19 protein-coding genes and 1 pseudogene are annotated in these 26,385 nt (G+C 41.0%); 9 read left to right on the forward strand and 11 right to left on the reverse strand.

Going from position 1 to position 26,385, the window contains the following annotated elements; genetic code table 11:
• From B2X72_RS19940 to B2X72_RS19950, 3 genes are all read left to right on the forward strand, one after another.
• On the forward strand, positions 1-393 hold a 393-nt coding region (locus B2X72_RS19940), incomplete at its 5' end, for a hypothetical protein (RefSeq protein WP_286851228.1).
• A 533-nt stretch (positions 394-926) separates the two neighbouring features.
• Complete coding sequence (locus tag B2X72_RS19945; protein ID WP_232475667.1) at positions 927-2,333, forward strand: Gfo/Idh/MocA family protein; 1,407 nt, start codon at positions 927-929, stop codon at positions 2,331-2,333.
• A gap of 216 nt (positions 2,334-2,549) precedes the next feature.
• Complete coding sequence (locus B2X72_RS19950) at positions 2,550-3,440, forward strand: formylglycine-generating enzyme family protein (protein ID WP_232475668.1); 891 nt, start codon at positions 2,550-2,552, stop codon at positions 3,438-3,440.
• A gap of 44 nt (positions 3,441-3,484) precedes the next feature.
• Here B2X72_RS19950 and carB read toward each other — a convergent pair whose 3' ends face one another.
• Together carB and B2X72_RS19960 are read right to left on the reverse strand one after the other, a co-directional pair.
• The gene (gene carB, locus B2X72_RS19955; RefSeq protein WP_088160142.1) at positions 3,485-6,304 is read right to left on the reverse strand and encodes a carbamoyl-phosphate synthase large subunit; all 2,820 of its coding nucleotides are present in this window, start codon (positions 6,302-6,304) and stop codon (positions 3,485-3,487) included.
• Positions 6,305-6,565: 261 nt separating this feature from the next.
• Positions 6,566-8,800, reverse strand: coding sequence for a beta-N-acetylhexosaminidase (locus B2X72_RS19960; RefSeq protein ID WP_244294579.1), 2,235 nt, complete (start codon positions 8,798-8,800; stop codon positions 6,566-6,568).
• Between the two features lie 173 nt (positions 8,801-8,973).
• Between B2X72_RS19960 and lipA the strand changes: the two genes are divergently transcribed.
• On the forward strand, positions 8,974-9,855 hold the full coding sequence (gene lipA / locus B2X72_RS19965; RefSeq protein WP_075990947.1) for a lipoyl synthase: 882 nt from the start codon (positions 8,974-8,976) through the stop codon (positions 9,853-9,855).
• Between the two features lie 132 nt (positions 9,856-9,987).
• On the opposite strand, the gene B2X72_RS19970 is transcribed toward lipA, so the two are convergent.
• From B2X72_RS19970 to upp, 8 genes are all read right to left on the reverse strand, one after another.
• Positions 9,988-12,648 (reverse strand): hypothetical protein, encoded by a 2,661-nt coding sequence (locus B2X72_RS19970; protein WP_286851231.1) that lies wholly within the window; start codon positions 12,646-12,648, stop codon positions 9,988-9,990.
• Positions 12,648-13,553 (reverse strand): GLPGLI family protein, encoded by a 906-nt coding sequence (locus B2X72_RS19975; protein ID WP_286851232.1) that lies wholly within the window; start codon positions 13,551-13,553, stop codon positions 12,648-12,650. Before B2X72_RS19975 ends, B2X72_RS19970 begins: the two co-directional genes overlap by 1 nt.
• A 196-nt stretch (positions 13,554-13,749) precedes the next feature.
• Positions 13,750-15,315: an amidohydrolase gene (locus B2X72_RS19980; protein WP_286851234.1), complete on the reverse strand. Its 1,566-nt coding sequence runs from the start codon at positions 15,313-15,315 to the stop codon at positions 13,750-13,752.
• 359 nt (positions 15,316-15,674) lie between these two features.
• Entirely contained in the window at positions 15,675-16,085 is a 411-nt protein-coding gene (locus B2X72_RS19985) for a BrxA/BrxB family bacilliredoxin (RefSeq protein ID WP_070563263.1), read from the reverse strand.
• A 151-nt stretch (positions 16,086-16,236) separates the two neighbouring features.
• Positions 16,237-16,770: an ATP-binding protein gene (locus B2X72_RS19990; RefSeq protein ID WP_286851236.1), complete on the reverse strand. Its 534-nt coding sequence runs from the start codon at positions 16,768-16,770 to the stop codon at positions 16,237-16,239.
• A gap of 23 nt (positions 16,771-16,793) precedes the next feature.
• On the reverse strand, positions 16,794-17,396 hold the full coding sequence (gene pnuC / locus B2X72_RS19995) for a nicotinamide riboside transporter PnuC (RefSeq protein WP_088160147.1): 603 nt from the start codon (positions 17,394-17,396) through the stop codon (positions 16,794-16,796).
• Between the two features lie 52 nt (positions 17,397-17,448).
• Positions 17,449-17,922 (reverse strand): ribonuclease H-like YkuK family protein, encoded by a 474-nt coding sequence (locus B2X72_RS20000; RefSeq protein ID WP_046672303.1) that lies wholly within the window; start codon positions 17,920-17,922, stop codon positions 17,449-17,451.
• A gap of 104 nt (positions 17,923-18,026) precedes the next feature.
• Positions 18,027-18,674 carry a uracil phosphoribosyltransferase gene (gene upp / locus B2X72_RS20005; RefSeq protein ID WP_088160148.1) on the reverse strand — a complete coding sequence of 216 codons (648 nt, stop codon included), beginning with the start codon at positions 18,672-18,674 and terminating at the stop codon, positions 18,027-18,029.
• Positions 18,675-18,956: 282 nt separating this feature from the next.
• Here upp and uvrB point away from each other — a divergent pair, with 282 nt between their 5' ends.
• The 5 genes from uvrB (at position 18,957) to B2X72_RS20030 (ending at position 24,767) form a co-directional block, all read left to right on the forward strand.
• Positions 18,957-20,990, forward strand: coding sequence for an excinuclease ABC subunit UvrB (gene uvrB / locus B2X72_RS20010; protein WP_075990954.1), 2,034 nt, complete (start codon positions 18,957-18,959; stop codon positions 20,988-20,990).
• 131 nt (positions 20,991-21,121) lie between these two features.
• Positions 21,122-21,727 (forward strand): porin family protein, encoded by a 606-nt coding sequence (locus B2X72_RS20015; RefSeq protein ID WP_075990955.1) that lies wholly within the window; start codon positions 21,122-21,124, stop codon positions 21,725-21,727.
• Between the two features lie 347 nt (positions 21,728-22,074).
• Positions 22,075-23,106, forward strand: coding sequence for a glutamate 5-kinase (gene proB / locus B2X72_RS20020; RefSeq protein ID WP_046672306.1), 1,032 nt, complete (start codon positions 22,075-22,077; stop codon positions 23,104-23,106).
• Positions 23,103-24,353, forward strand: coding sequence for a glutamate-5-semialdehyde dehydrogenase (locus B2X72_RS20025; RefSeq protein ID WP_088160150.1), 1,251 nt, complete (start codon positions 23,103-23,105; stop codon positions 24,351-24,353). The genes proB and B2X72_RS20025 overlap by 4 nt, the downstream gene beginning before the upstream one ends.
• Before the next feature lie 39 nt (positions 24,354-24,392).
• The gene (locus tag B2X72_RS20030; RefSeq protein WP_232475671.1) at positions 24,393-24,767 is read left to right on the forward strand and encodes a hypothetical protein; all 375 of its coding nucleotides are present in this window, start codon (positions 24,393-24,395) and stop codon (positions 24,765-24,767) included.
• A gap of 75 nt (positions 24,768-24,842) precedes the next feature.
• Here B2X72_RS20030 and B2X72_RS20035 read toward each other — a convergent pair.
• A pseudogene (locus B2X72_RS20035) lies at positions 24,843-25,989 on the reverse strand (acyl-CoA dehydrogenase).
• Positions 25,990-26,385 lie beyond the last annotated feature (396 nt).

Below are 26,385 nucleotides of genomic sequence, written 5' to 3' on the forward strand. Positions count from 1 at the left end.
TGGTTATCGCAGCACAGGACCATCGGTGAGCCCGGCCCATCGGTAGCTGTTCCGCAAACGGTAGCAGTCCTGCAACCACAACTGTCACTGTTCTCAGTGGTATGGAGCATCCTTGTAGCCGAGGGGAATTGTAATCCAGTGGACAGCACTCATACAGCCTTCACTGACCGTGTCAAACCTTATTGCTTTTCACCAGTGTCCTATAACCACATATCGGTAAGTACTGCAAGGGCTACTCGTAATTATTGGGGGATATCCTGTCCTGCTACTATCCTTGTCAAGCTATATTGTTTTTCATCTGTATCGTATTGCTGTATATCAATTGGCCTTGCAGTAGCTACTTTTAATAAGCAGTTGTATATGCTGTCCGACTGTTGGGAAGTATTCAGGTAATGGTTACAGATATAGCTCTCAGTATTACATGCTATACAGCTATTCTACTCTATTATTAAGCTTTATTGGCAAATGTCATTAACCACATAACTTGATCTTCTTATTTACACATCCCGATCAGGAACGTAATATAACATTATACCTGCAGCTATACCTTTGTGTATTTACAATTGTATAACGATAGCAAATGCAGCTCGATATTCCCTGCTAGAGTAAACGGCTGTGATGACTGTTATCCCCATCAAGGATTTCATTATTGAAAACTTTGTGGCTAGTGAATATCGATTGAAAAACAACGAAGATAAAAAATTAGGCAATCGTTTGTGTAGATTAAGCAAACGATTGCTTTCAAGTTTCATTTTTTATTTAGAAAAAAGTGTTATATTATTGTTATAGAGATTAAGTTCTTACATGAGAACCAAATATAAATCCAATCCAAAAGGATTTTTCTATTGACTGTTTAGTTTGTTTTAAAATAGGTGATTTTTTAGAGGGACCAATTGGTCCCTTTAAATTTATATGAACTTTAAATTATGGATTCTAGAAGAGATTTTCTAAAAAAGGCCGGAATATTGTCATCACTGGCTGTTTCACTTCCTACTTTGGTCAATGCCAATACGGCAGCAGGGTCGTTTAATATGTGTGGCTATGCAGCTCCAAAAATTGATAAAGTCAGAGTAGCAGTGATTGGACTGGGCATGCGCGGTCCTGGTGCTGTTGAACGGTTGTCCTTTATTGAGGGATGCGAAATTGTCGCACTTTGCGACAAACATCCGGATCGGGTTGAGCGCGCAACAAAAATCGTTACATCGAAAGGTCTAACAGCTCCGAAAGCGTATTCAGGTGAAGATGGTTGGAAATCCCTGTTGAAAGAAGAGAAACTCGATCTGGTCTATATTTGTACGCCTTGGGATTATCATACTCCGATGAGTATTGCCGCGATGAAAGCGGGTAATCATGTGGCTTGTGAAGTGCCGATCGCTTTGACGATCAAAGATTGTTGGGAGGTCGTGAAGACATCTGAAGCGACTAAAAAGCATTGTATGATGCTGGAAAATTGCTGTTATGATTTCTTCGAAATGCTGACATTGAATATGGTGCGCCAAGGCTTGTTTGGCGAACTCGTTCATGCCGAGGGTGCTTATATTCACGATTTGCTGGATCTTAATTTTGCAAAGAATGGCTATGATAACATGTGGCGCCTGAGAGAAAATATAAAATTAAATGGAAATCTATATCCTACTCATGGTCTTGGGCCTGTGGCACAATGCTTAAATATCAATAGAGGGGATAAGATGGATCATCTTGTGGCAATGTCTTCCAATGATTTTATGATGGGAGAAAAAGCAAAAGAGCTAGCGGCCAAGGATTCTTTTTTTCAGGAATTTGTCGGAAAGAAATACCGTGGTAATATGAATACAACGCTTATCCGCACCGCAAAAGGAAAAACGATTATGCTGCAGCATGATGTTACTTCTCCTAGACCTTACTCTAGGCTGCATACACTGAGCGGTACGAAAGGATTTGCGCAAAAGTACCCTACGGAGAATATTGCTTTTGGCCATGAATTCATTACAGAACAGAAATTAAAAGAACTGTACGATAAATACACACCAGAATTGGTAAAATATATTGGTGAGCAGGCAAAACAGGTTGGTGGACACGGTGGGATGGATTTTATGATGGACTGGCGTCTGATAGACTGTTTGCGCAACGGATTACCTTTGGACCAGGATGTCTATGATGCTGCTTCATGGAGCTGTATCGTGCCATTGAGTTTTGAATCTGTAGAAAAGAACTGTAAAACAGTTGATGTACCGGATTTCACAAAGGGTGCATGGAAAAATAATACGCCGGTAGAAATCACGTTAAAAGGCGGTGGAAATACGCCTATTCGTGCTAGATCAGCGAAAAAAGAAAATATACAACTGGGCGTATAGCCCTCTTATATAAAATGACTTATTGAAGGGGAACTTTTTATTGTTCCCCTTTTATGTTTATCTTTAATTATGTTATTCAATCTGACTCTAATTACCTGTTTATCGTTATTTTCCACCAAGGATACACTTTCCTGTTGTGTTGGGGAAAATATACCTACGCGCGCAGGTCTGATAAAATCCCAAATTGCGCAGTTAAAAAGTAAGACTACGGACAAGATGATATTAGTCGAAGGGGGCAAATTTTTGATGGGAAGTTCGAATTTTGAAGATAGTAAGCCTTTACATCAGGTGCAACTGAACTCATTTTATATGGACGAACATGAGGTCACAAATGCACAGTTTGCGCAGTTTGTAAAGGAGACAGGTTATGTAACTGTTGCTGAGCGGGAACTGGATCCGAAAGATTTTCCAGGGGTGGACCCCAAAATGTTAGTTCCGGGATCGGCTGTATTTTCCAAACCTAAAGAACTCAATTCATTAAACAATTATCTGATGTGGTGGGAGTATGTCCCTGGTGCAAACTGGCAACATCCCGAGGGACCGAATAGCTCGATAAAGGATAAAATGAATCATCCGGTTGTTCAGGTTGCCTATGAAGATGCTGCAGCTTACGCGAAATGGGCAGGTAAACGATTACCTACAGAAGCGGAGTGGGAATATGCGGCTAGAGGACGTAAAGATGCAAACGATGACTTGTATTATTGGGGCAAGGACTTGAAGCCTAATGGTAAATGGACCGCCAATATTTACCAGGGAAAATTTCCTGTACAAGATTCAAAGGAGGATGGCTTTGAGGGGACTGCGCCTGTAAAATCATTTCAGGCAAATGCGTTGGGACTGTACGATATGGAAGGGAATGTGTGGGAATGGTGTGCTGATTTTTATAGACCCGATTATTATCAGCATAGTACAACTGCTAACCCCAAAGGACCACAAGATTCTTATGATCCGCAGGAACCAAATCTTGAAAAACGCGTTCAGCGGGGAGGGTCATTTCTTTGCAATGATCAATATTGCGAAAGGTATAAAGCCGGAAGCAGAGGAAAAGGGGAGGTTAACAGTCCGACAAATAATGTTGGCTTCCGCTGTGTAAAAGATATAAAATAGAAAAGGCTTGCATTTGCAAGCCTTTTCTATTTTATTGATATGTCTTATTGTGCATTCAAAAACATTGATTTTTGATTGTACAATTCTCTGAAATAAGGATCCTGAAGATCTTTGATAAAGCGAATTGCTTCACCAGTTGATTTCATCTCAGGGCCTAATTGCTTGTCTACTTCAGGGAATTTATTGAAAGAGAATACAGGTTCTTTAATCGCGTATCCTTTCAGTTTACGTTCTATTGTAAAGTCTTTCAATTTATTAACACCCAACATAACCTTAGTTGCAATATTGATGTAAGGAACATCATAAGCTTTAGCGATGAAAGGAACCGTACGTGATGCGCGTGGATTAGCCTCGATAACATATACATTTTCACCTTTTACAGCAAACTGAATGTTTAATAGACCTCTTACGTTCAATGCTTTTGCTAGTTTAACGGAATATTCTTCCATTTTATCCTGAACAGCTTGTGATAGGCCAAATGGAGGCAATACAGCTGAAGAGTCTCCTGAGTGGATACCGGCAGGTTCAATATGTTCCATCATACCAATGATGTGTACATCTTCACCATCACAGATTGAATCTGATTCAGCTTCTTCTGCACGATCCAGGAAGTGGTCGATCAGGATATGGTTTCCAGGAAGGTTTTTCAACAAGTTGACAACAGCTTTTTCTAGATCTTCATCGTTGATAACAATGCTCATGCCTTGTCCACCCAATACGTAAGAAGGACGAACCAATACTGGATATCCAACTTCGTTTGCAACTTGTAATGCTTCTTCTGCTGAAGTTGCCACACCGTATCTTGGATATGGAATTTCCAATTCTTTCAGTAGATCGGAGAAACGGCCACGGTCTTCTGCCAAGTCCATATTCTCAAATGAAGTACCGATGATTTTTACGCCAAGTTGCTCTAGACGCTCAGCCATTTTAAGGGCTGTTTGTCCACCCAACTGAACGATAACACCTTCTGGTTTTTCTAATTCGATGATCTCACGTACATGCTCCCAGAATACGGGCTCGAAGTATAATTTGTCAGCCATATTGAAGTCTGTCGATACAGTCTCCGGGTTACAGTTAACCATAATCGCTTCGTAACCACATTCTTTAGCCGCCAATAAACCGTGTACACAGGAGTAATCGAACTCGATACCCTGACCGATACGGTTAGGACCTGAGCCTAAAACGATGATTTTCTTTCTATCTGAAGAGATTGATTCGTTTTCTTCTTCGAAAGTTGAATAGTAGTATGGTGTTTGTGCAGGGAATTCTGCAGCACAAGTATCTACCATTTTGTAAACACGGTTGATACCTAGCTCCTTACGACGATCGTAAACTTGATCCTCTGTTACATTTCCTAGTAACCATGCGATTTGTACATCTGAATAACCTTTTTGCTTTAAGGTCATGAAGAAATCGCGTGGAATATTATTCAATTGATAACGACGTAATTCTTGCTCAAGGTGTACCAACTCTTGGATCTGTACTAAGAACCATTTGTCGATACGTGTTGCCTTACGGATAGATTCCAAAGGAACACCTAATTCGAAAGCATCTTTGATATGGAATAAACGGTCACCACTTGGATGTTCCAAACTGTCCATGATCTCGTCAAGGTTTCTCCATTGACGACCGTCAGCACCTAAACCAGCGCGGCCAGTCTCCAATGATTGACAAGCTTTCTGTAAAGCTTCGATAAATGTACGGCCGATTGCCATTACTTCACCTACTGCTTTCATCTGTAGACCTAATTCCTTGTTTGCTCCTTTGAATTTATCGAAGTTGAAACGAGGGATCTTAACGATCACATAGTCTAATGTTGGTTCAAAATATGCGGATGTTGTCTTTGTGATCTGATTTTGCAATTCATCCAAGTTGTAACCAATCGCCAATTTAGCAGCAATCTTCGCAATTGGATAACCCGTTGCTTTCGATGCTAAAGCCGAAGAGCGTGATACACGTGGATTGATTTCGATGGCAATAATTTCTTCGTTTTCTGGGTTTACAGAGAACTGAACGTTACAACCACCTGCAAATGTACCAATTGAACGCATCATCAGAATAGCCTGATTACGCATGTCTTGATAACATTTGTCTGACAATGTCATGCCCGGTGCAACAGTGATTGAGTCTCCAGTGTGGATACCCATTGGATCGAAGTTTTCAATGGTACAGATGATGATAACATTGTCGTTGGTATCACGAAGTAATTCCAACTCAAATTCTTTCCAGCCCAATACCGCTTGCTCTACCAAAACTTCGTGTGTTGGTGAAGCATGTAAACCTCTATTTAAGGCTGCGTCAAAATCTTCTTTTCTGTGAACAAATCCACCTCCTGTACCTGCAAGAGTATAAGATGGACGTATAACAAGCGGATAGCCAATTTCTTGTGCCGCTTCTTTACCTTCAAGGAATGAGTTTGCAATTTTGGATGTTGCAACGCCCACACCGATATCAACCATTAATTGACGGAATTCTTCACGGTTTTCAGTTTTTTCAATGGCAGCAACATCAACACCGATAACTTTTACGTTGTATTTTTCCCAAAGACCTAGGTTAGAAGCTTCGATACATAAGTTCAAAGCAGTCTGGCCACCCATGGTAGGAAGTACAGCGTCAATGTTGTGTTTTTGCAAAATTTCTTCAATACTTTCGCATGTTAATGGAAGTAAGTAGACATTGTCTGCAACAACTTTGTCCGTCATGATTGTTGCAGGGTTTGAGTTGATGATGGATACTTCAATACCTTCTTCTTTCAATGAAAGAGATGCTTGAGATCCAGAATAATCAAATTCACAAGCTTGACCGATAACGATGGGACCTGATCCGATGATTAAAACCGACTTAATGGAAGTGTTTCTTGGCATTATATCTAGTTCAAAAAATTAAATTTCCTATTGTAAATCTGAGCAAAGACAATCAAAAGTAGCTCATGGGGAAGGGTCATTCCGACTGCTTTGTCGGAGTGCAAAGTTACATTTTAAATTTTGAAAATTAACTATTTATTTTAAGAATATTTCAAAAAAAAATGTAGTTTTTTAGAAAAGTGGTCCTGAAAAAACAAAAACGAGTTGGAAAACATAAGCAGTATGTTTTCCAACTCGTAGGCAATAATGGGGCTGATTTGTTTAATAAACGATGATTTCGTCCGTAAACAAGTAGCCTTTTTTTGGATTGCTGGCTTTGATTTTTATATAACGGGCCTGTTGGGCTTTGTCAAGTTTGAGTTCAAACCTTTTGAAAGTCAACTTGGATTCTTTATCGGATATGTCATTTTTGATTGTTCCTACAGATCTGAAGGTACGGCCATTATCCGAAAGCAGGACTTCCATTTCTCCTGGCATATAAACGCCGGGGCCGATCATCTGCATAAAATTCATGGCTACTTGGTGTATTTCCTCCCTGCGTTCCATATCCACGACAACATCAATCGGACTGGTGAATCCTTGCCATTGACCATCGTGATAGGAAAGACCGCCCATGATTCCGTTTGTTAAGGTAGAATCTTTTTGTGCTGGATATCCCGACCATGCTGTGTTGTACGTTACTTTTTTTCCAATAGCACGATGAATGTCAATATCAAAGGATAGGGTTGGACCGATTTTGATAGAATCTAGAAAATAAGCGGCATTGATATGACCTGTTGAGCTGAGTTCAAATGGTCCAGTATATGGTGTAGACAAGATTGTAGGCTCACTGCTATCAATGGTATATCGGATCTGATCTGTTTTTAGTTGCTCCGTTGTCAGCGTAATTTTATTGTTGTTTTTAGCAGCATTGTATGTTGCTGTATAAGCGACATTAAAGGAAGGACGATAATAATTGACGTTTAGATCTTGTAGTAGCTTATAATGTGATTGTAGTCTTCGCTGAAAGTCTGTCCAGCTTTTCCCATCTTTATTTGTCCAATTGACTTCCGCCAATGCCAGTGCACGTGGGAACACCATATATTCGAGGTGTTCGGTGGTAGGTACATATTCTGTCCATATATTCGCTTGTGCTCCGAGGATATGCTTGGCTTTGTCCCCTTGTATCGCAGCTGGAATAGGATCATACGAATAAACTTTATCTAATGTCAGGTAACCCCCGATGGCCTCAGGCTGTGTCCGTGGGTCTGTCTGATAAGAATCAAAATAGAGGTGTGAACCTGGAGTCATGATGACATCATGGCCTGCATTTGCGGCCTTTATGCCGCCGTCTTCACCGCGCCAGCTCATGACGGTAGCTCCTTCTGTGAGCCCCCCTTGAAGGATTTCGTCCCAACCGATCAGCTTTCTACCCTTGGATTGCAGGTATAGATCCATTTGTTTGATAGCATAACTCTGCAGTTCGTCAACAGATTTTAATCCTTCTTTTTGCATGAGCGCCTGATCTTTTGGGCAGGTTTCCCAATGCTTCTTCTCAGCTTCATCACCGCCGATATGAATGTACTGGGAAGGGAATATCGTGAGTACTTCATCCAAAACATTTTTTAGAAATTCAAAGGTTTTTTCATTGCCGATACAGAATTCTCCCTGACTATAGGGCTTTCCGGAGCAAGAGAGTTCGGGATATACGGCCAATACTTCTTCCGAATGTCCGGGCATTTCTATCTCAGGAATTACATTGATTCCTTTACGGGCTGCATAGTCGACCAATTCGCGTGCTTCTTCCTGGGTATAGAATCCACCGCTGGCATTTGGCTTACCTTTTTCTACATACTGACGACCATTGTTCCACCAATCTTTCCAGCCCGTATGTGTACGCCAGGCCGCCTTTTGTGTTAACTCCGGATATTTCTTAATCTCCAATCGCCATCCCGCTCCGTCGGTTAAATGCCAATGAAAATTGTTGAATTTGTAGATGGCCATGATGTCGATATACTTTTTGACAAAAGATAGTGGCATAAAATGGCGCGATACATCCAGGTGTAAGCCACGGTAGGCAAATCGTGGCTCATCGACTATAGTCGCATAGGCTATTTTACTTGGATCAGCTTGTAGATAGCCCAATTGAACCAGTGTGTAAATCCCATTGATAACCTGGGGTACATTCCAGGCCCTGAGTAGCAGGCCTTTTTCATCGATTTGGATGGAATAGGCGTTCTTGCTAAGGTTATCTGCATCGACTGCTTTAATAATGCGAAAGCCTTCTTTTGGGCCTTTTTTATTTTTCTTGAGTACTTCGACAGCTAGGCTTTTGATAGCTGGGTGTTCAGTAAGCAGTTGTGTCGCCTCCTGAAATTCATCTGAAACAACAACCTGAAGATGTGTAGGGATAGCGTATGTTCCCGTAGCCAATGTGATTTTCGAAGGTTTGGGTATAATGTCAAAGTTGGTTTGGGCATGTGCAGTAAAGATGGTTGCACCCCCAAGTAACAACATGGATAAAGATCGGCTCAGTCGCATAGTTTTGTTATTAGATTAATGATAATCAACACAAATATCCTAATTTTTGTTTCATAATTCTATTATTGGTGGCAATCGGTCATTTTTTATGATATAAAACCAACAAATTGACGGTTAGAAATTACATTTTTAATCCTTAACTTTGTTGTATGATTGAACTTCCAGTTATTCCGGCAACTCCTGCACAACGCAAGCCTGATTGGTTGCGTGTCAAATTGCCTGTTGGTAAAGAGTATAGACATGTCAGAAGTCTTGTAGACGAGCATAAATTACATACAATTTGTGAGAGTGGAAATTGCCCGAATATGGGCGAATGTTGGGGCGCTGGAACGGCAACCTTCATGATTTTGGGAAATATCTGTACACGTTCTTGTTCATTTTGTGCGGTAGCAACAGGTCGTCCTCTGGCGGTTGATTTGGATGAACCTAATCGTGTCGCTAATTCTGTCAAGTTAATGCAGGTAAAACACTGTGTGATCACTTCGGTGGATCGTGATGACCTAAAAGATGGTGGTTCGGTAATATGGGCGGAGACAATCAACGCAATCCGTAGAGAAAGCCCAGAAACAACCTTAGAAACACTTTTGCCAGATTTTAAAGGACAATGGGATAATTTGGACCGCGTAATCGCAGTACGTCCCGAAGTTGTTTCGCACAACCTCGAAACTGTCCGTCGTTTGACAAGAGAAGTTCGCGTTCAGGCTAAATACGATCGTTCACTCGAGTGCCTACGCCGCATTTCTGAAGCTGGACTCCGTACAAAATCAGGTATTATGCTTGGCTTAGGTGAAACTGAGGAAGATGTTATCGAGGCAATGCAAGATTTATATAACGTCGGGGTACATATTTTGACATTGGGTCAGTATTTACAGCCTACGAAAGCTCACCATCCTGTAATCGAATGGATTACACCTGCACAGTTTGAGAAATATCAGAAAATTGGTTTAGAAATGGGATTCAAGTATGTGGAGTCAGGACCGTTGGTTCGTTCTTCTTATCATGCTGAGAAACATCTATTCGATATGCAATAGAGAATAGTTCTAAAGTGTTTTAACGAAAAATACTTTTTCGCAAGATATAAAAAGAAGCCTGAGTGATTTTTGCTCAGGCTTCTTTTTTTAATAGCTCAAGGCAATTGTTTCTTTTCGATGGAGTTTGATGCTTTAAAGGTTAAAAACTGTGCGGAGTAAAATTGTTCTCCCGCGAAGTTCAAATTCATTCTGGGAAATCATATTGGCCGTCATCAGATAAGTACGATAGTTTTTGATATTGGCCAAATTATTCATTTCCAATTCGAAATCCATTTTCCACTTGTTGACCTTGTAGCGCGTAAAAAAGTCTATGAAGGTATAACTTGCATTTTTCATGTTTGTTTGAAAGGTGGCAAGATTGCGCAGGTTTAGCCGCATAAAGCCATTTTTGAAGGGGCTGGTCGGAAAACCTATATTATGCATCATTGTGGTAGTTTTATTTTGGATCGTATTGTCCAGGCCCTGTTGTTTACTCCTGCTCCAATTGAATAGTCCTGAATAGGAAATGTTATAAGATTTAAAGACTTTAGCTTCTATACTGGGTTGAAATAGATAGCTCATACTTCGAATTGGGACTAAGGCATTGTTTAACAATTGATTGTATTTGAAGTGAGAAATGCTTCCTTTTAGTTTTAGGGTACTTGCCAGGGGGAAAATGTATTTATCGAACCCGATCTGAGAAGACCAGCGCTCCTGCAGGTTATCCATATTGACCAAGATATTTTCGGTGATGTTATTTTTTATAACGGAAGATAATATCGTGTTGGAAAGCGATCTTGAATAGCTAATACCAGCATTTGCAAATAATACTTTTAGGGTACGGGCTAAGTTATAATTGAGATTAAATGTATGTTTTTTGGATTCATTTAGCACTGCATTATTTTGGCTGAGCATTCTATAGTTCCGTAATACCGCACCGCGGTATATATCTTCTATGTTGCCAATGTCCTGCGCAAATTGATAGTTAAATTGAAAATAGTCTTCTTGAGAAACCTGCCATCTCGCTTTTAAATTAGGATTGATCAGCACGGAATTTTTGGACGTGGACAGCTGATGACTGACGTCTTCATAATGTGTAAATAAATAGGTGACCGGGATGTCGAGCTGGGTTTCAAACCGATTTGTTTTCCAGGAATATTGAGGAGTAATAAATGCTTGGGACCTGCTCCAATGCAGATCATTACGGGTATTATCGCCCAATGCTCGAATATGTTGATCATTATCCGCTATTGTAAGGAGCGAGTTGAAGTGTTGGCGATCTGTATTGAAGCCAATTTGATAGTATTGTTTGATTCTGCCTTTATTGAAGCGATAACCTGTACTGATCTCCGTAAAAAAGGAAGGAATTTCAATTTGCTGGCGGCTACTTTTATAGGGAATGCTATCGTTGAGTATTTCTGGAAAAACACCGGGATAGATCTGTAAAGTCTGTGGTTTATTACCATAATTTAAAGACCAGTTGATTGCAATAATGTCATTGTTTTTAAGTTGGGGTATATAGCTAAACAAGTTGCTGAATCCCTTGATGTGGTGTTTCTGGAACTGCTCGATCTGGCCTGAGGAGTTTGCCAACAATGCTGTTATATCTTTTTTTTCATACTCAAATGACAAGGCATTACTCGCATATTTCTTTTCCGTATTGGTGGATGCCGAAAGTCTGGCTGCGCCAAGCCATCGCGCTGTTTTCAGCTGATTTTGCTCATTAAAATAGACGTCGCCATCATCGAGCAGGTATTGTGTGCTTGAGGCATTATTTTGCCTATCGTTGTCGTATAAAACCTGAATATTTGATTTTAGCTGCCAGTGATTCTTAAGGTTATATAGGTTATTGGTGTTTAGCGAACCTGTATTGTTGAAATAATAGTTGTTTTTAGGAATATTTGGACTGCCTGTTGTGCTCGTCGCCAGGAGATTGTTGATGGGCGAGCTGCCAAACTTGGCCAGTAAAGAGGACTGATTGGCGCCGATGATATCTCCGGAAAGATCATTGCCAGTATTATTACCGCTGAGGACATTCAACATCTTAACTTTTTTGTTGAATAGGATTGAGTTCAATTCAGGATCATAGAGATTGGGCGTACCGACGCCAATTTTGGCCTGCCCAGTGAGTTTTAGTTTTGCTTCCTCTTTGATAACGAGATTTATGGCGACGTCGTCTGTAAATCTTTTATTTTTAAGGACTTTATAATGTTCGTGATTGTCGAGTACCTGAATGTCCTTTACCATTTTATGCGGGATTGTCCGTGTACCTACACCATAGCGATTTTCCAATAGATCGTCACCGTCAATGTAAAGTTTAGAAACGGTTTTGTCCTGGTATTTAATAAGACCCGATTCGGTAACTTCCATACCCGGAAGACGTTTGATTACGTCGCCTATATTTCGATCCTCTTCTTTGGCAAAAGATCCGACGTCGTAGGAGATCGTATCATTTGAACGGCTTACTTTAGGTTTGCTCTTTACAATGACATCTTGTAGTAGATTGGTTTTTGGTACGAGGGGGATCCGAAGATTGGATGTCTGCGTGCCAAGTTTGAGTTCAAATTTTTCGTAAGTAAGGTGATTGATCTGCAAGTAGAGGCTTGCATAGTCCTTTGTTAATGTAATTGTAAAACGCCCTTCTTTATCTGTCGGTTTGAAAGCGATGATTTTGTTGTCTGAAAGGATGTTGACACTGGCAAAGGGTACGGGATGTTGCGTCTTATCCACTTGGACCGTTCCACTAATCGTTTGCTGGGCAAAGGTTATTTGCCCAAGCAAAACGACTATAAATAAACATAAAAATACTTTCATTAAGGCGTCAGCTCTATCGGATTGTTGGTAACTTTTGAAGGTTTGTACTTATCGTCTCTTGAAATATTGAAACTCTTTATTTTTGACGGATCCAAAGCACCAGCAGGGGAGCCTCCTCCGGTGCCGGAACTGGATCTAACTGCAACCATACTTCCCGATGAACCTACACTGATGGTTCTGTTTTTTCCCGATTGGGCTTGCATATAAGCTTGTGGATTGGCCTTAAAGGCTTCCTGAACTTTTTTTACCTCTTCTGCAGTACTTACGATGGCGTTTTGCGGCAGGGCCACCGATGTTTTGCCATCCTCAATTTTGTCGAATCCGGCGTAAGCAAAAATCACTTCATTTTTTGTGTCACGAGCATCCAGAATTAGGCCAGGAAGACCATGAAGTTTCCACGGACCATAGGAAAACGGCAGTTCGGTTGTAAACCAGGCGATATAGGTTCGGCCTTTGAATGTTGTTTTTGCGTTCTGGCAATTGTAGCCACCAATTTCTTTGCGGTCACCCAGTATTTCCCAATCTTGAATAGGGTAAACCTGTGGAATGGCAAAATTGTCACTGGCAACGCTGACCACTTCGGTCATTTTGTTTTGATTGGCGTCTAATAAATAGGAGGAGCTCGATGGTGTCGAACGAGTAGTAATGTTTAGTGTACCGTCGAAACTGGGGCCCTCCATTTGTTTTTTGACCTCATCTTGCATGCGCTTGGACGAATATGACGTGTAGTAGCTGGCCTGTTGATTCAGGTAAACGACTGTTTCATCGCGTATAAATTGATCCCGTTGGGTGCTATCATTTACATGCTTGAATTCGTAATGTACTTTAGCGATTGCTGGAGTACGCTCTTGTGCAAATAACAGCTGCGTCGTTAAGGATAATAGAAGTGGTAATGAATATTTCATAAATGTATGTTTATATCGTAAATATACGAAATATTCGTAATTAGGAAAATTTATTCTAAATTTTCCTTGTAATCCTCCCTAGGGCAGGTTACTGCAGGTGAATAAATGTTTGATTTGTTAGCTATCTTTTTTGTTAACTATTTCGCTTTGTCAGCGATATAAGTTTAGTGGACATGTTTAGGCATATGAGCTATTGTTATCGTTTAAACACAGTCTCACCTGCAATTACTGTCTGTTCTGTTTTTACATTTCGCAGTTGCTCATTCGGAATTTTCAAGATATCCTTTTCGAGGATAACAAAATCGGCATCTTTTCCCACTTCGATACTTCCTCTTTTTTTCTCCTGAAAACAGGAGTATGCCGCCCAGATTGTCATTCCTTTCAAAGCGTCTTCACGGCTTATCGCATCTTGCATCTGAAATCCGTGGCTAGGATATCCTTTTTTGTCGACGCGGGCTACTGCCGCGTGGAAACCATATAAGGGATTGAAATGTTCGACCGGAAAATCACTCCCCAATGCGAGTTTTCCATATTCTTTCAACAGATGCTTATAAGCGTAAGCGCCTTTCATGCGTTCTTCACCGAGTCGATCTTTGGCCCAGTACATATCGGAGGTTGCATGTGTGGGTTGTACAGATGGTATGATTTGATACTTTCGAAACTTATCAAAATCTGCAGGCGATATAATTTGGGCGTGCTCGATTCGCCATCTACGATCGTCGTTATTGTGGAAGTATTTGCCATAAATATCCAATATAATACGATTGGCCGAATCGCCTATCGCATGGGTATTTGCCTGAAACTTACTTTCGGCAATCTGTTTGATCATTGCTTCGTATTCTTGAGGGCTATGGAGGAGAAAGCCGTGGGTGGGGGCATCATGGTAATGCGCAAGGAGGCATGCACCACGGGATCCCAATGCGCCATCGGCGAGCAGTTTAAATCCTTTGATCTCGAAACGGTCTGTTTCATAGAAACCCTGATCGATAAATGACTTTATATTTTGAGGATTGCCTAGGATCATGGCATAATCTCTAATTTTCAACTGCCCTTCCCGATAGTATTTCTTTAGCAGATCGAGTCTTTCTTTTGATAAACCTGCATCTACAATGGAGGTAAGACCAACGGAAAGGAGGGAGTCTTGCGTTCGCTTGAGCATTCTTAGATATTCTTTTTCACTCGGAACCGGAATGGTCTTATTGACAAGATCCATTGCATTGTCGATCAAGAGACCATTGGGAGTATCATTAGTCCCGCCGACCACACCGCCGCGAATGATGGGGATACTCGTTAATTTTGCCCATTCGAGTGCTTTGGAGTTCGCAACCGCCGCATGATAATCTACACGTATGAGGTAAACGGGGATATCCGGGAAAGCTTTGTCGAGTAGGTCCTTGGTTGGGAAAGTTTTATCTTTCCAGCGATTTTGGTCCCAGCCACCACCGATCAGCCAAGTTTTGCCCGGGTTTTTTTGTTGGTAGTTTTTGACACGTTGAATAACCTCCTCGAAAGAATCGGTGCCGTTTAGGTCAACTTGATCCATTAGTTCGGCTTCGTCAAATAAATGCGCATGGGCATCGTAGAATCCCGGATAAATGGCCTTCCCCTGTGCGTCAATTTTTTCTATTGCTTTATACTTTCGCTGTATTTCTTCATCGGAACCAATGGCAATAAACTTACCATCTTTGACAGCAAAAGCATGTGCTGTACTAAAAGCCGAATCTACAGTATATACTTGCGCATGATAAACAATAAGGTCCACTTTCGTTTGCGGTGAACATGATATGATCGTCAAGCAGAATAAAAAAATGATTATTGGGAAGGTTTTCATAACCTAAAAATAGGAAAAAGCTTTTAATAAACTGAAACTAGACTTGGGGCTAGATTTGCTGGATATGCGGACTTGAGGTTTTGGCTGATCGAATTGCTTTAACTGATCGAATTGCTTTACGTGAGGCGCCTATGCTGAGTTGCCGCATATTGTTCGGACAGGAGACCATCTGTCAAGTTTTGAAAGGGGACGTGCAGGAAAAGTAATGAAAATACGAATTATCCAATAGACAAAAAAGGCTATCCAAATAACTTGGACAGCCTTTTTAATTCAAAAATCAAAATACGTGATTAACAGTACTCGTCAAATGCTGCAACTAAATTGTCAGCAATCATTTGTGCCGGGCGACCTTCAATCATATGTCTTTCAATCATGTGTACCAATTTCCCGTCTTTAAATAAAGCCATTGCTGGTGAAGATGGAGGGTAAGGCAACATGTAGTTACGTGCAGTGTTTACTGCATCAGTTTCCATACCTGCGAAAACAGTCACCAATTTAGCTGGGTGTTTTTCGTTTTTTACAGCAGCTTTTGCAGCAGGACGTGCATTTGCAGCAGCGCAACCACAAACAGAGTTTACAACCACAAAAACAGTTCCTTCTGATGCGATAGCCTGATCAACTGCTTCAGGTGTTTTTAATTCTTCGAATCCCGCATCAACTAACTCTTGACGCATTGGAGTTACTAAATATTCTGGATACATTATTTCTTAAGTAAAATGTTAATATTCTATTTTAATCGTATTTATAAAGCTTTCTGTCGCCGGGCAAGTATACTTACTCCGCATAAACAACATGCTATACTTTATTCCTACAAATATAGCTGTAAAAGGCTGCTTCGTCAAGACACTTGTCTCAAATCAATGTCAGAAAATCTTTTACAGCATGAAGTCCATTTTCAAGACGTTGGTCGCCGATCCCCGAAACAAGACGATAATTCGCATTAATGGCGTTCAATTCGTTTTTCCAGATCTCCATGAAATGTTCGCGCTGTTCGGGGAAATCCCGTAGTGGATCGTCCTGCCAGGGTAGATCGATATCCATCAGCAGATAAAGGTCATAAACATGTTGTTGAATTTTATCGGTGACTTCCGGTGGTGTATGTCCGAAAAGATGATCTGACCAAATTTTGACCGTAAGGAAGGTAGTGTCACAGATGAGAAGCTGTCCTTGTGCTAAATTGACCAGCGCTTCCTCCAAAGCGACCTGTCCATAAAACATATTGACTTCGTCCTGTAAGGTATATTTATTGTTGAGGCTTTGGCAATAATAACGTGAATATTCGGGCACGCATACTGTCTGAAATTCCTTGGCAAGAAATTGTGCCATCGTTGATTTTCCGGTGGACTCGGGGCCAACAACGGCAATTTTTATGAAATCTTTTCCCACATCGATCGTTTTGATAGGCAATATTACGCAAAATTTTTATAGGTTTTCTGCCAATCGCGATAGCCATTCCAAGCAATGAGTGTGAAAACAAGGTAGAGTACTGCGGTCAGCATAAGGTCTTTGTGTATATAGAGCGGGATATAACAAATATCCACAAATACCCATAAGAGCCAGTTTTGAAGTACTTTGCGTGTCATCAGAAATTGAGCAACAAAACTTACGGACGTGCAGAAAGCGTCAATATAAGGAACATCGGAATTTGTCTTGCTATCGAGGAGATAACCGATTGACAGTGTCAGGACGAGGATTGCCAGGAGGCAAAGGAGCAACTGCCCCTTGCTGGCTTTGACGATGGGTTTCTTTTTTTCTTCTTTTCGTTTTATCCAATAATACCAGCCATAAACAGCAGTAGACAGAAAGTAGAATTGCAGTACAGTATCTCCATATAGTTTGGCATCATAAAACAGAATAGCATAGGACGCCACACTGATGATACTAATCGGCCAGTTCCATATATTTTGCTTAGCGGCCAAATAGACACAAAGAAAGCCTGTCAGGGTACCTAACCATTCGAGCCAAGAGGTCTGGGCAAATTGACGTGCAATCTGCTGAAAAAGATCATGCATGTGGTGTATTAAAAATTACACCCTAAATATACAAAGTCTGCCTTATAGTCAATTATTGAACCTGTTTATTAGCACAATTGGTACTGGCAAAAGACTCGGGCTTGGCCTTAAAAACAAATCCCATACCCATAATATAGCCCATGGCTTCTTTCAGGGCAACATTTGACTGGAAATTTGGATTGGTGTTGATGTCGGCGTGGACTTCGAGGTCTACTTTGTGTTTTTCGAGGAGGGGGCAGAGTTGATAGGCTATATCGATGGATTTTTGGACTTCGAGTAGCATCCTTTCTTTAATGCTCATTCGGTGGTGCCTTTTGTCCCGTTGGATAAACATAAATCCACCTTTATGTTCCCGGAGAAAGACGATGACTGTTGCGAAGTCGATGATGCCTCTCTTGACTTGGGAATCGGTGCCGATATAAACCTTGAGCTTATTCCCTAGGGCATCTTCTCGTTTAATGACTTCTTCAACAGCATCGAAAATCGTGGAGCGAATGGATTCGCCATTGTATTTTTGCCATCTCATAGCGATATAAATTAGATATAAAAAAATTAAACTTCATCATTGACATAAATTTACTGAATTTCAATGAGCTAAGTGTTAATTTAGTTTTAAATAATTTATCCACATTAATGGTGTTTTACACCATAGGCCAGGTCTCCGGCATCACCGAGCCCAGGTACAATATAGGCTTTTGAGGTCAGTTCGTGGTCGACGTCACCAACCCATATATGCGCCGTGGGTACAAAAGCCTGAACGTGGTTTAGTCCTTCTTCGGATGCAATGGCCGCAACAATGTGTAATTCCTTGATGTCATATTCGGCCAGGAGATCCTTACAGCATAAAACGAGGCTCTTTCCTGTAGCCAGCATGGGGTCTACAATGATTACTGTACGGTTGTCTAAGTTTGGTGTATTGACATATTCCTTATGAATTTCAAACTCACCGCTCTTTTTTGTATGCCGATAAGCCGCAATGAAGGTGTTGTCTGCGTGATCAAAAACATTTAAAAGTCCCTGATGAAAGGGAAGGCCCGCTCTCAGAATTGTAGCGAGTACGGGTTGTTCCATCAAGAGATGGGTTTTGGCCACACCTAGCGGAGTTTCAACTTCAACAGGTTTGTAGGTCATTGTCTTGCTGATTTCATAAGCGAAAATTTCACCTAATCGTTCCAGATTACGACGAAAGCGCATGCGATCCTGTTGAATAATGTTATCTCTCAGCTCGGCAATAAAATGATTTGCAATGCTATTTTGGGTAGATAGAATAGTGACCATGGCGTGTGTGCTAGTTCAATTAAACTAAAGATAATAAATAATCAATTGAAAGTAATAACATCTATGGTATTATTATAGTTTGCACTAAAATGGTAAAATTTTTAGTAAATTTGTGTAAGACCTTGGAAAGATATGGCCTGGATCACAGGTCGAAAAATCGTCTTTTTGCAGATTGAAACCATCGGATCATAAAAGTTGTTTTTGAGCTTACGCTTAAGCAATTCGTGGTGCAATGTTTGCTGGAAAAGGCCTGAATAGTTTTCTTTAAGAAATAGGAAGTATATGAAATTTGAATTGACATCGGAGTACAAACCCACAGGCGATCAGCCAGAAGCAATTAAGCAATTGGTAGCAGGTGTAGAGCAGGCAGAGCAATACCAGACGCTTTTGGGGGTAACGGGATCGGGTAAGACCTTTACTGTTGCCAATGTGATTCAGGAAACGCAAAAGCCAACATTGATTTTAAGTCACAATAAAACATTGGCGGCTCAGTTGTACGGTGAATTCAAGCAGTTCTTTCCCAATAACTCGGTCAACTATTTTGTGTCTTATTACGATTATTATCAACCTGAAGCTTTTATTGCTTCGACGAATACCTACATCGAGAAGGATTTAGCGATTAACGAGGAAATCGAAAAGTTGCGTTTGGCGACTACCTCGTCTTTGATGTCGGGTCGGCGTGATATTGTTGTCGTTTCTTCGGTATCCTGTATCTACGGTATGGGGAATCCGGAGGATTTCTCCCGATCTATTTTTCGTTTTGGTGTCGGTATGACTGTCACAAGAAATGCTTTCCTGCATAAATTGGTCGAGATCTTATATTCACGGACGACCGCAGAGTTTAAACGGGGTACCTTTCGTGTTAAAGGTGATACGGTGGATGTGTTTCCGGCATACTTGGATAATGCCATTCGGATTTCATTCTTTGGGGATGAAATTGATGAACTGAGTGAGATCGATCCTATTTCAGGTAAAACGCTCAATAAGATGGAAGATCTTGCTCTTTTTCCGGCAAACCTTTTCGTTACACCGAAGGAAAAATTCAAAGAATCGATCTGGGCTATTCAAGATGAATTGATGCAACGGAAAACGCAACTGGAAGAGGAGGGCTTAATGCTTGAAGCGAAGCGTTTGGAAGAGCGGGTCAATTATGATTTGGAAATGATGCGTGAACTGGGCTATTGCTCGGGAATTGAAAATTATTCCCGCTTTTTCGATGGTAGACAACCGGGGATGCGTCCGTTCTGTTTGCTGGATTATTTTCCGGAGGATTACCTGTTGGTCATTGATGAAAGCCACGTCACCTTACCACAATTGCGTGCGATGTATGGTGGTGACCGGTCGCGAAAAGTTTCCTTGGTGGAACATGGGTTTAGGTTACCAGCAGCTTTGGATAACAGACCTTTAAACTTTCCGGAGTTTGAATCCCTGACGAATCAGACGATTTATGTGTCCGCGACTCCGGGCGATTACGAACTGCAGCAGACCGAAGGTGTTGTTGTTGAGCAGGTCATTCGTCCAACAGGACTTTTGGATCCGATTATTGAAGTACGGCCAGCGATCAATCAGGTCGATGATTTCTTGGAAGAGGTCGATAAGACCATCAAAGAAGGAGGGCGTGTTTTGGCTACTACATTGACCAAACGCATGGCCGAAGAGCTTTCCAAATATATGACCAAGCTGAATTTAAAAGTCCGTTATATTCACTCCGAAATTAAAACCTTGGAGCGTGTGGAAATCTTACGGGGTCTTCGCTTGGGCGAATTTGATATTCTGGTCGGGGTGAACTTACTCCGTGAGGGGCTTGATTTGCCTGAAGTTACGCTTGTCGCTATTCTCGATGCGGATAAAGAGGGCTTTCTGCGTTCCGAACGATCTCTTATTCAGACGATTGGTCGGGCTGCCCGGAATGATAAAGGTCGGGTTATTATGTATGCCGATAAAATGACGGATAGTATGCGTGTCACAATAGATGAAACCAATCGTCGCAGAGACAAGCAGATGAAATATAACTTGGAACATGGCATTACACCGCGTACAGTCGGCAAAACAAGGGAGGAGATTCTGGAGCAGACTTCTGTTGCTGATTTTTCGGGTATTGAACCTAAAATTTATGTTGAACCTGATCCGTCGCAAGCCATTGCAGCTGACCCAGTGATGCAATACCTCAGTGAGAAAGATTTGAAGAAGGCGATCGATAACGTAAGGAAGAAAATGGACAAAGCTGCAAAAGAAATGGACTTCTTGGAAGCAGCGAAATATCGTGATGAAATGTTCTCCTTGGAGAAGCTCTATGAAGAGCGATTCCCATCGTAAAGGAAGCTGGTTTGTTAATATGTATTAATTATTGTTAATCAATATTAAGATTTGTTAAACAACGCTAAATAGCGTTTAAATTAAGATTCCGTCGTGCATATTTGTGGCAATTGTAAATAAATTGACCACATATGAAACATTTAATCTGCAGTATAATACTGTTTTCTGTGCTTTCCACAGCGTTCTGCCAAAGTAAAATTTCCTACGGTATAAACGCCGGGTACACAAATGCCGGATCATTGGTATCTAATAAACGAACGCACAGTTATAGCTTCCGAAGCATTTCGGGTGTTACAGCAGGGCTTTTTCTTGAAATACCGCTCGTTGGTGGACTCTCTATTCAGCCTGAAGTAAACTTTACCCAAAATGGTATGGAGGCAAAGCATGCCCTTGAAAATAACTGGACAACATACCGAAGAAATGCGATCGATATTCCATTAAACATAGCTTATAATATTACGGTTGGAGAAGGTCGGATTTATCTTGCTGCTAGTCCCTATTATGGTATACAGATGTCTGTGAATAATAATGATGGAAAATTTTACGATGCAACGACCAATCCTTCAGACTATGGTTTGGGTTTTAACTTAGGTTACAAATGGAATGGGGGCTATGGTTTCTTCATTGGCTCCAATTATGGGATGAAGGATATGAGCGTCAATGAAAATGTAAAACTCTATAACCGTACGTTCAATGTTGGCCTACGATTTGACCTCCATCAGATACTAAAAAAATAGCAATAAATATATCTTTAACGAGAAGCAGCATTCCATCACCTATATCGCCTCAGAAAGTGGCAACTTTTTTGGTATTATATTGGAATTGCTGCTTTTTTGTAAGCTCAAGTTTTATGTTTTCATCTTCAGGCCATTCGTACTGATCGCTGAGATCTGAATTGACCTCTGAAATCTACGCTAATTATTTTCCTTTCTTTCATCTCAGGATGCCTCCTGATCCATCGGAATCGACCTTATTTCATGAGTTTTTCAATTGAATTATATTGTTCAATTGTTAACATATTTTGCGTAAATCAAATTCTTCTCAGTAAATTAGTGCTCAAATCTAAACTAAAACATACTAAAAAATGAAAAAGCCAATTCTCGTTGTCAAATTTGGATCGGCTTCTATTACCACGAAAGAGGGAGAAGTTGATGAACGTATTGTTTTGGAGATCGCTAGGCAGATTGCTTCCTTACAAAAGAAATACAATATTGTCTTGGTCTCTTCAGGTGCTGTTGCTGCCGGTAAACGTTTTCTGCCCAGTTATACGGGAACGTTATCCGAACGAAAGGCCGCCGCGGCAATTGGGAACCCCATATTGATTAATACGTATTCAACTTATTTCCGACCGTTTAAAATTTCATTGGCGCAGAGTTTATGTGAGCGACATCATTTTTCCAATCGAGATCAATTTCTACAATTGAAAAATACGTATGAGGAATTGTGGCGGAACAATGTTATTCCAATCGCAAATGAAAATGATGTGGTGAGTAATAAAGAACTGAAGTTTTCAGATAATGATGAGCTGGCAACCTTGATTGCTGTTGGTTTTGGTGCCGAAAAATTGCTGTTTAGTACTTCCGTCCCCGGTGTGTTGGATGCAAACAACAAGATTATACCGCAAATTGAAACCATCGATCGGGATATCTTAGGTTTGGCAAGGAAGGATAAATCCTCAGTAGGATTGGGGGGAATGACCTCGAAATTGAACTTTGCCCGATTGGCTAATCAAATGGGGATTGCTGTTGTCATTTTTAGTATGCAAACCGAAGAGGCGATCCAAAAAGCGGTTAAGCACGAGACTGGTACATTGTGCCTGGCTCAAAGTAAGAAGATCTCTTCCCGCAAGAAATGGCTTGCGAGTGGAAGTTTGATAAAAGGGGAATTGATGGTTGACCGTGGAGCGGAAGAAGCATTATTGAAACATAAAAGTTTGCTAGCCGTGGGGGTAACCCGTATCGTTGAACATTTTGAAAAAGGAGAAGTGTTAAATATCGTCAATCTAGAAGGCTTAACCGTTGCCGTAGCCCGGGCTAAGATGGATTCATCCGCTTTGTCCCAGACCAGTAAAAAAAATGTAGAAATTGCACATGCAAATGATATCGTATTGTTATGAGTGAATCCATCGTAAAACAACTTCAGGCGGCGGCCAAAGCAAAACAAATTTTGCAACAACTGGCTCCTGATACCAAAATAACTATTTTAAATGCCATCGCAGATGGTCTTGTCGCGCATACTGCGGATATATTACAAGCGAATAAAATTGATTTGGATCGTATGTCTGATGATGACCCCAAAAAGGATCGTCTTCTGCTCAATAGCGATCGTCTAAAAGGCTTGGCTGACAGTGTTAAGCAAATAGCCCAGCTAGCGGACCCAACAGATCAGCTATTACTAAAAAAGATATTGCCGAATGGATTGGAGATCGAGAAAATTACGGTTCCGCTCGGTGTCGTTGGGGTAATCTATGAATCGCGACCCAATGTGACGATAGATGTTGCTGCACTATGTATTCAATCGGGTAACGTTTGTCTATTGCGTGGTGGTTCTGATGCTTTATACACCAACGAAGCGCTGTTGAAAGTGATCCATAATATTTTGGAGCTGCATGGTATCGCAACAACTATTGTGCAACTGTTGCCTGTTGAGAGGAAGCATGTTTCGGAATTATTGGAAGCTACCCAATATGTGGATATTATCATACCACGTGGCTCACAGTCATTGATTGATTATGTCAGGGAGCACGCTAAGGTGCCTGTCATTGAAACAGGAGCGGGAGTATGCCATACGTATGTGGACCGTACAGCAGATTTGGACATGGCAGCTAAAATTGTTGCTAATGCTAAAATTTCCAGGCCATCGGTGTGTAATTCTTTAGATACTGTTTTGGTCGATCGTACTATTGCTCCCGAGTTTCTACAGAAATTGAAAACTTATTTTGAAGATGCTCAGGTGGAAGTTTTTGCGGATCCTACAGCTTATGAGGTACTGCAAGGTGAAAATTATTCAAATTTAAAGCGCGCAGAAGAAGATGATTTTGGAAGAGAATTTTTAGATTTGAAGTGTTCAATAAAGACGGTCTCGAGTTTGGACGAAGCTTTGGAGCATATCGCAAAATATTCTTCCAAACATTCGGAGTGTATTGTTTCTTCCAGTGAACTCCATATCGAACAATTTTTGAACACAGTGGATGCTGCTGCGGTATATGCCAATGCATCAACACGTTTTACAGATGGTGGTGAGTTTGGTTTGGGAGCAGAAATCGGTATCTCGACCCAAAAGTTACATGCCCGCGGACCATTTGCATTAGAAAAATTGGTAACAGAGAAATGGATTGTCCGTGGAAATGGACAGATCAGATAAGCATAGATCATGGGATTAAGTTTTAAAAAAGATGTATTGATGAATTGGATCGAAGAAATTGGTAAATTTCTTCGCATATGGACAGAAGGTCATGATGCCTTTACGGAGCCGACTGATCCAGCAGTGTTTGAAGATGCTTATGAAAAATTCTTCGAAAAGAGCAGGGCCTATTTTTTAAATCTTTCCGAAAGTGAGCTTTCGGCATATCTCAAAACAGATCTTCAAATACAGCAACTACATCCATTGGCTTTAACCTTGTTGTTTGATGGTTTGAATGCTACAGATGGTAATCAGGAGAATTTACTTCGCAAAGCAAAGTTTATTTTGAATCTGGCGATGGCCGAAACGGCGAGCTTTGCCTTTCAGGATTATCAATATCTTGCTATGATCGATAACAAGTTGAAGAGCCTTTAAAGTTAAAAAACTGTCAGTCATGTTATGCCCCCAAAAAGGTTAGACACTTTTTGGAGGCATAACATGACTGACAGCTTAGCGCAGAATCTCGCGGGCGATCACCAGACGTTGGATTTCAGAGGTCCCCTCGTAGATTTGTGTGATTTTTGCGTCGCGCATTAACCTTTCGACATGATATTCTTTTACGTAACCATAGCCACCGTGGATCTGTACAGCTTCTACAGTGTGTTTCATGGCGACTTCCGATGCATATAGTTTGGCCATGGCAGCTTCTTTACCGTAAGGAAGTCCCTGGTCTTTCGTCCAAGCGGCTTTATACGTCAAAAGTCGAGCTGCCTCGATATCGACTTCCATATCGGCCAATTTAAACTGTATGGCCTGATGGTCCGAAATTGGCTTTCCAAAAGTCTTTCGCTCTTTTGAGTAAGCCAAAGCGAGATCATAAGCACCGGCAGCAATTCCTAAGGCCTGTGCTGCAATGCCGATACGACCACCATCGAGTGTTTTCATGGCAAACTTAAATCCGAAGCCATCTTCTCCGATGCGGTTTTCCTTAGGAACCCGGACATCGGAAAATAGAAGTGAATGGGTATCAGAACTGCGGATACCCAATTTGTTTTCCTTCGGACCAATGGTAAATCCCGTCAGTCCTTTTTCAACAATTAATCNNCATTAATACATTGATTCCTTTGTGGCCTTTTTCAGGATGTGTCTGTGCAATGACAAGATAGATATCGGCATGGCCACCGTTGGTGATCCAATTTTTTGTGCCATTTAGTAGATAGTGATCTCCTTTATCTTCGGCGGTTGTGTGCTGCGAGGAGGCGTCCGAGCCGGCTTCGGGTTCTGATAACGCAAAAGCACCAAGTTTCTCGCCCTTCGCTAAAGGAATCAGGTACTTTTGTTTTTGTTCCTCTGTACCAAAAGCATTGAGTCCATATAATACCAGTGAATTGTGGGCGGATACAATAACGGCCGCAGAGGCATCAATTTTGGCAATTTCTTCGAGAACAAGAACATAGGCCAATGTATCCATGCCAGCTCCACCATAAGCTTCGGGGGTCATGATACCCATAAATCCTAATTCGGCCATCTGCTTGACAAAATCTGTTGGAAATTTTGCGGCTTCATCGCGCTCGATTGCCCCAGCCTTTAGCTCCTGGGCGAATTCCCGCGCTGCGTCGCGGATCATTTTATATTCTTCGCTTAATTCAAAATTCATGGCATTTCAGTTTTTTTGGTTCATCAGTTACCAAGCCGATAACTTATATATCTAATAAGATTTGCTCTCAAAAGGTTTTCTCCCAACTCACAATCGTTTTATGAGATCGGTGTACCACCATACTCAAATATACAAAATATATATTATGCAAGCATAGTAATTTAATAAATTACTTTTTATACTACTTTTGGTAATCATAATAAGTTTTTGGGTAAAATCCTTACTTTCAATTGGATTAGGGTTAGTTTTTTCATCTTAATTTAAAAAATTGAAGAATTACTTGTTTGCTAAATTTAATCTACTATATTTGTAGACTATATGATTTAAACACATTTAAAAAAATAAGATTATGAGTTTAAGATTAGGAGATGAAGCGCCAAATTTTAAAGCGCAAAC

It is taken from the genome of Sphingobacterium sp. UBA7253 (assembly GCF_002472745.1).
Taxonomy (GTDB): Bacteria; Bacteroidota; Bacteroidia; order Sphingobacteriales; family Sphingobacteriaceae; genus Sphingobacterium; species Sphingobacterium siyangense.

Bases quoted from the DNA above. Each gene is read 5' to 3' on its own strand.
- B2X72_RS19975 (WP_286851232.1), bottom strand. From the start codon at position 13,553: ATGAAATATTCATTACCACTTCTATTATCCTTAACGACGCAGCTGTTA.
- B2X72_RS19985 (WP_070563263.1), bottom strand. From the start codon at position 16,085: ATGTATCCAGAATATTTAGTAACTCCAATGCGTCAAGAGTTAGTTGAT.
- carB (WP_088160142.1), bottom strand. From the start codon at position 6,304: ATGCCAAGAAACACTTCCATTAAGTCGGTTTTAATCATCGGATCAGGT.
- B2X72_RS20030 (WP_232475671.1), top strand. From the start codon at position 24,393: ATGAATTGGATCGAAGAAATTGGTAAATTTCTTCGCATATGGACAGAA.
- B2X72_RS19970 (WP_286851231.1), bottom strand. From the start codon at position 12,648: ATGAAAGTATTTTTATGTTTATTTATAGTCGTTTTGCTTGGGCAAATA.
- upp (WP_088160148.1), bottom strand. From the start codon at position 18,674: ATGGTCACTATTCTATCTACCCAAAATAGCATTGCAAATCATTTTATT.
- B2X72_RS20015 (WP_075990955.1), top strand. From the start codon at position 21,122: ATGAAACATTTAATCTGCAGTATAATACTGTTTTCTGTGCTTTCCACA.
- B2X72_RS19960 (WP_244294579.1), bottom strand. From the start codon at position 8,800: ATGTTGTTACTTGGGGGTGCAACCATCTTTACTGCACATGCCCAAACC.
- pnuC (WP_088160147.1), bottom strand. From the start codon at position 17,396: ATGCATGATCTTTTTCAGCAGATTGCACGTCAATTTGCCCAGACCTCT.
- B2X72_RS20000 (WP_046672303.1), bottom strand. From the start codon at position 17,922: ATGAGATGGCAAAAATACAATGGCGAATCCATTCGCTCCACGATTTTC.
- lipA (WP_075990947.1), top strand. From the start codon at position 8,974: ATGATTGAACTTCCAGTTATTCCGGCAACTCCTGCACAACGCAAGCCT.
- proB (WP_046672306.1), top strand. From the start codon at position 22,075: ATGAAAAAGCCAATTCTCGTTGTCAAATTTGGATCGGCTTCTATTACC.
- B2X72_RS19950 (WP_232475668.1), top strand. From the start codon at position 2,550: ATGATATTAGTCGAAGGGGGCAAATTTTTGATGGGAAGTTCGAATTTT.
- B2X72_RS19945 (WP_232475667.1), top strand. From the start codon at position 927: ATGGATTCTAGAAGAGATTTTCTAAAAAAGGCCGGAATATTGTCATCA.
- uvrB (WP_075990954.1), top strand. From the start codon at position 18,957: ATGAAATTTGAATTGACATCGGAGTACAAACCCACAGGCGATCAGCCA.
- B2X72_RS20025 (WP_088160150.1), top strand. From the start codon at position 23,103: ATGAGTGAATCCATCGTAAAACAACTTCAGGCGGCGGCCAAAGCAAAA.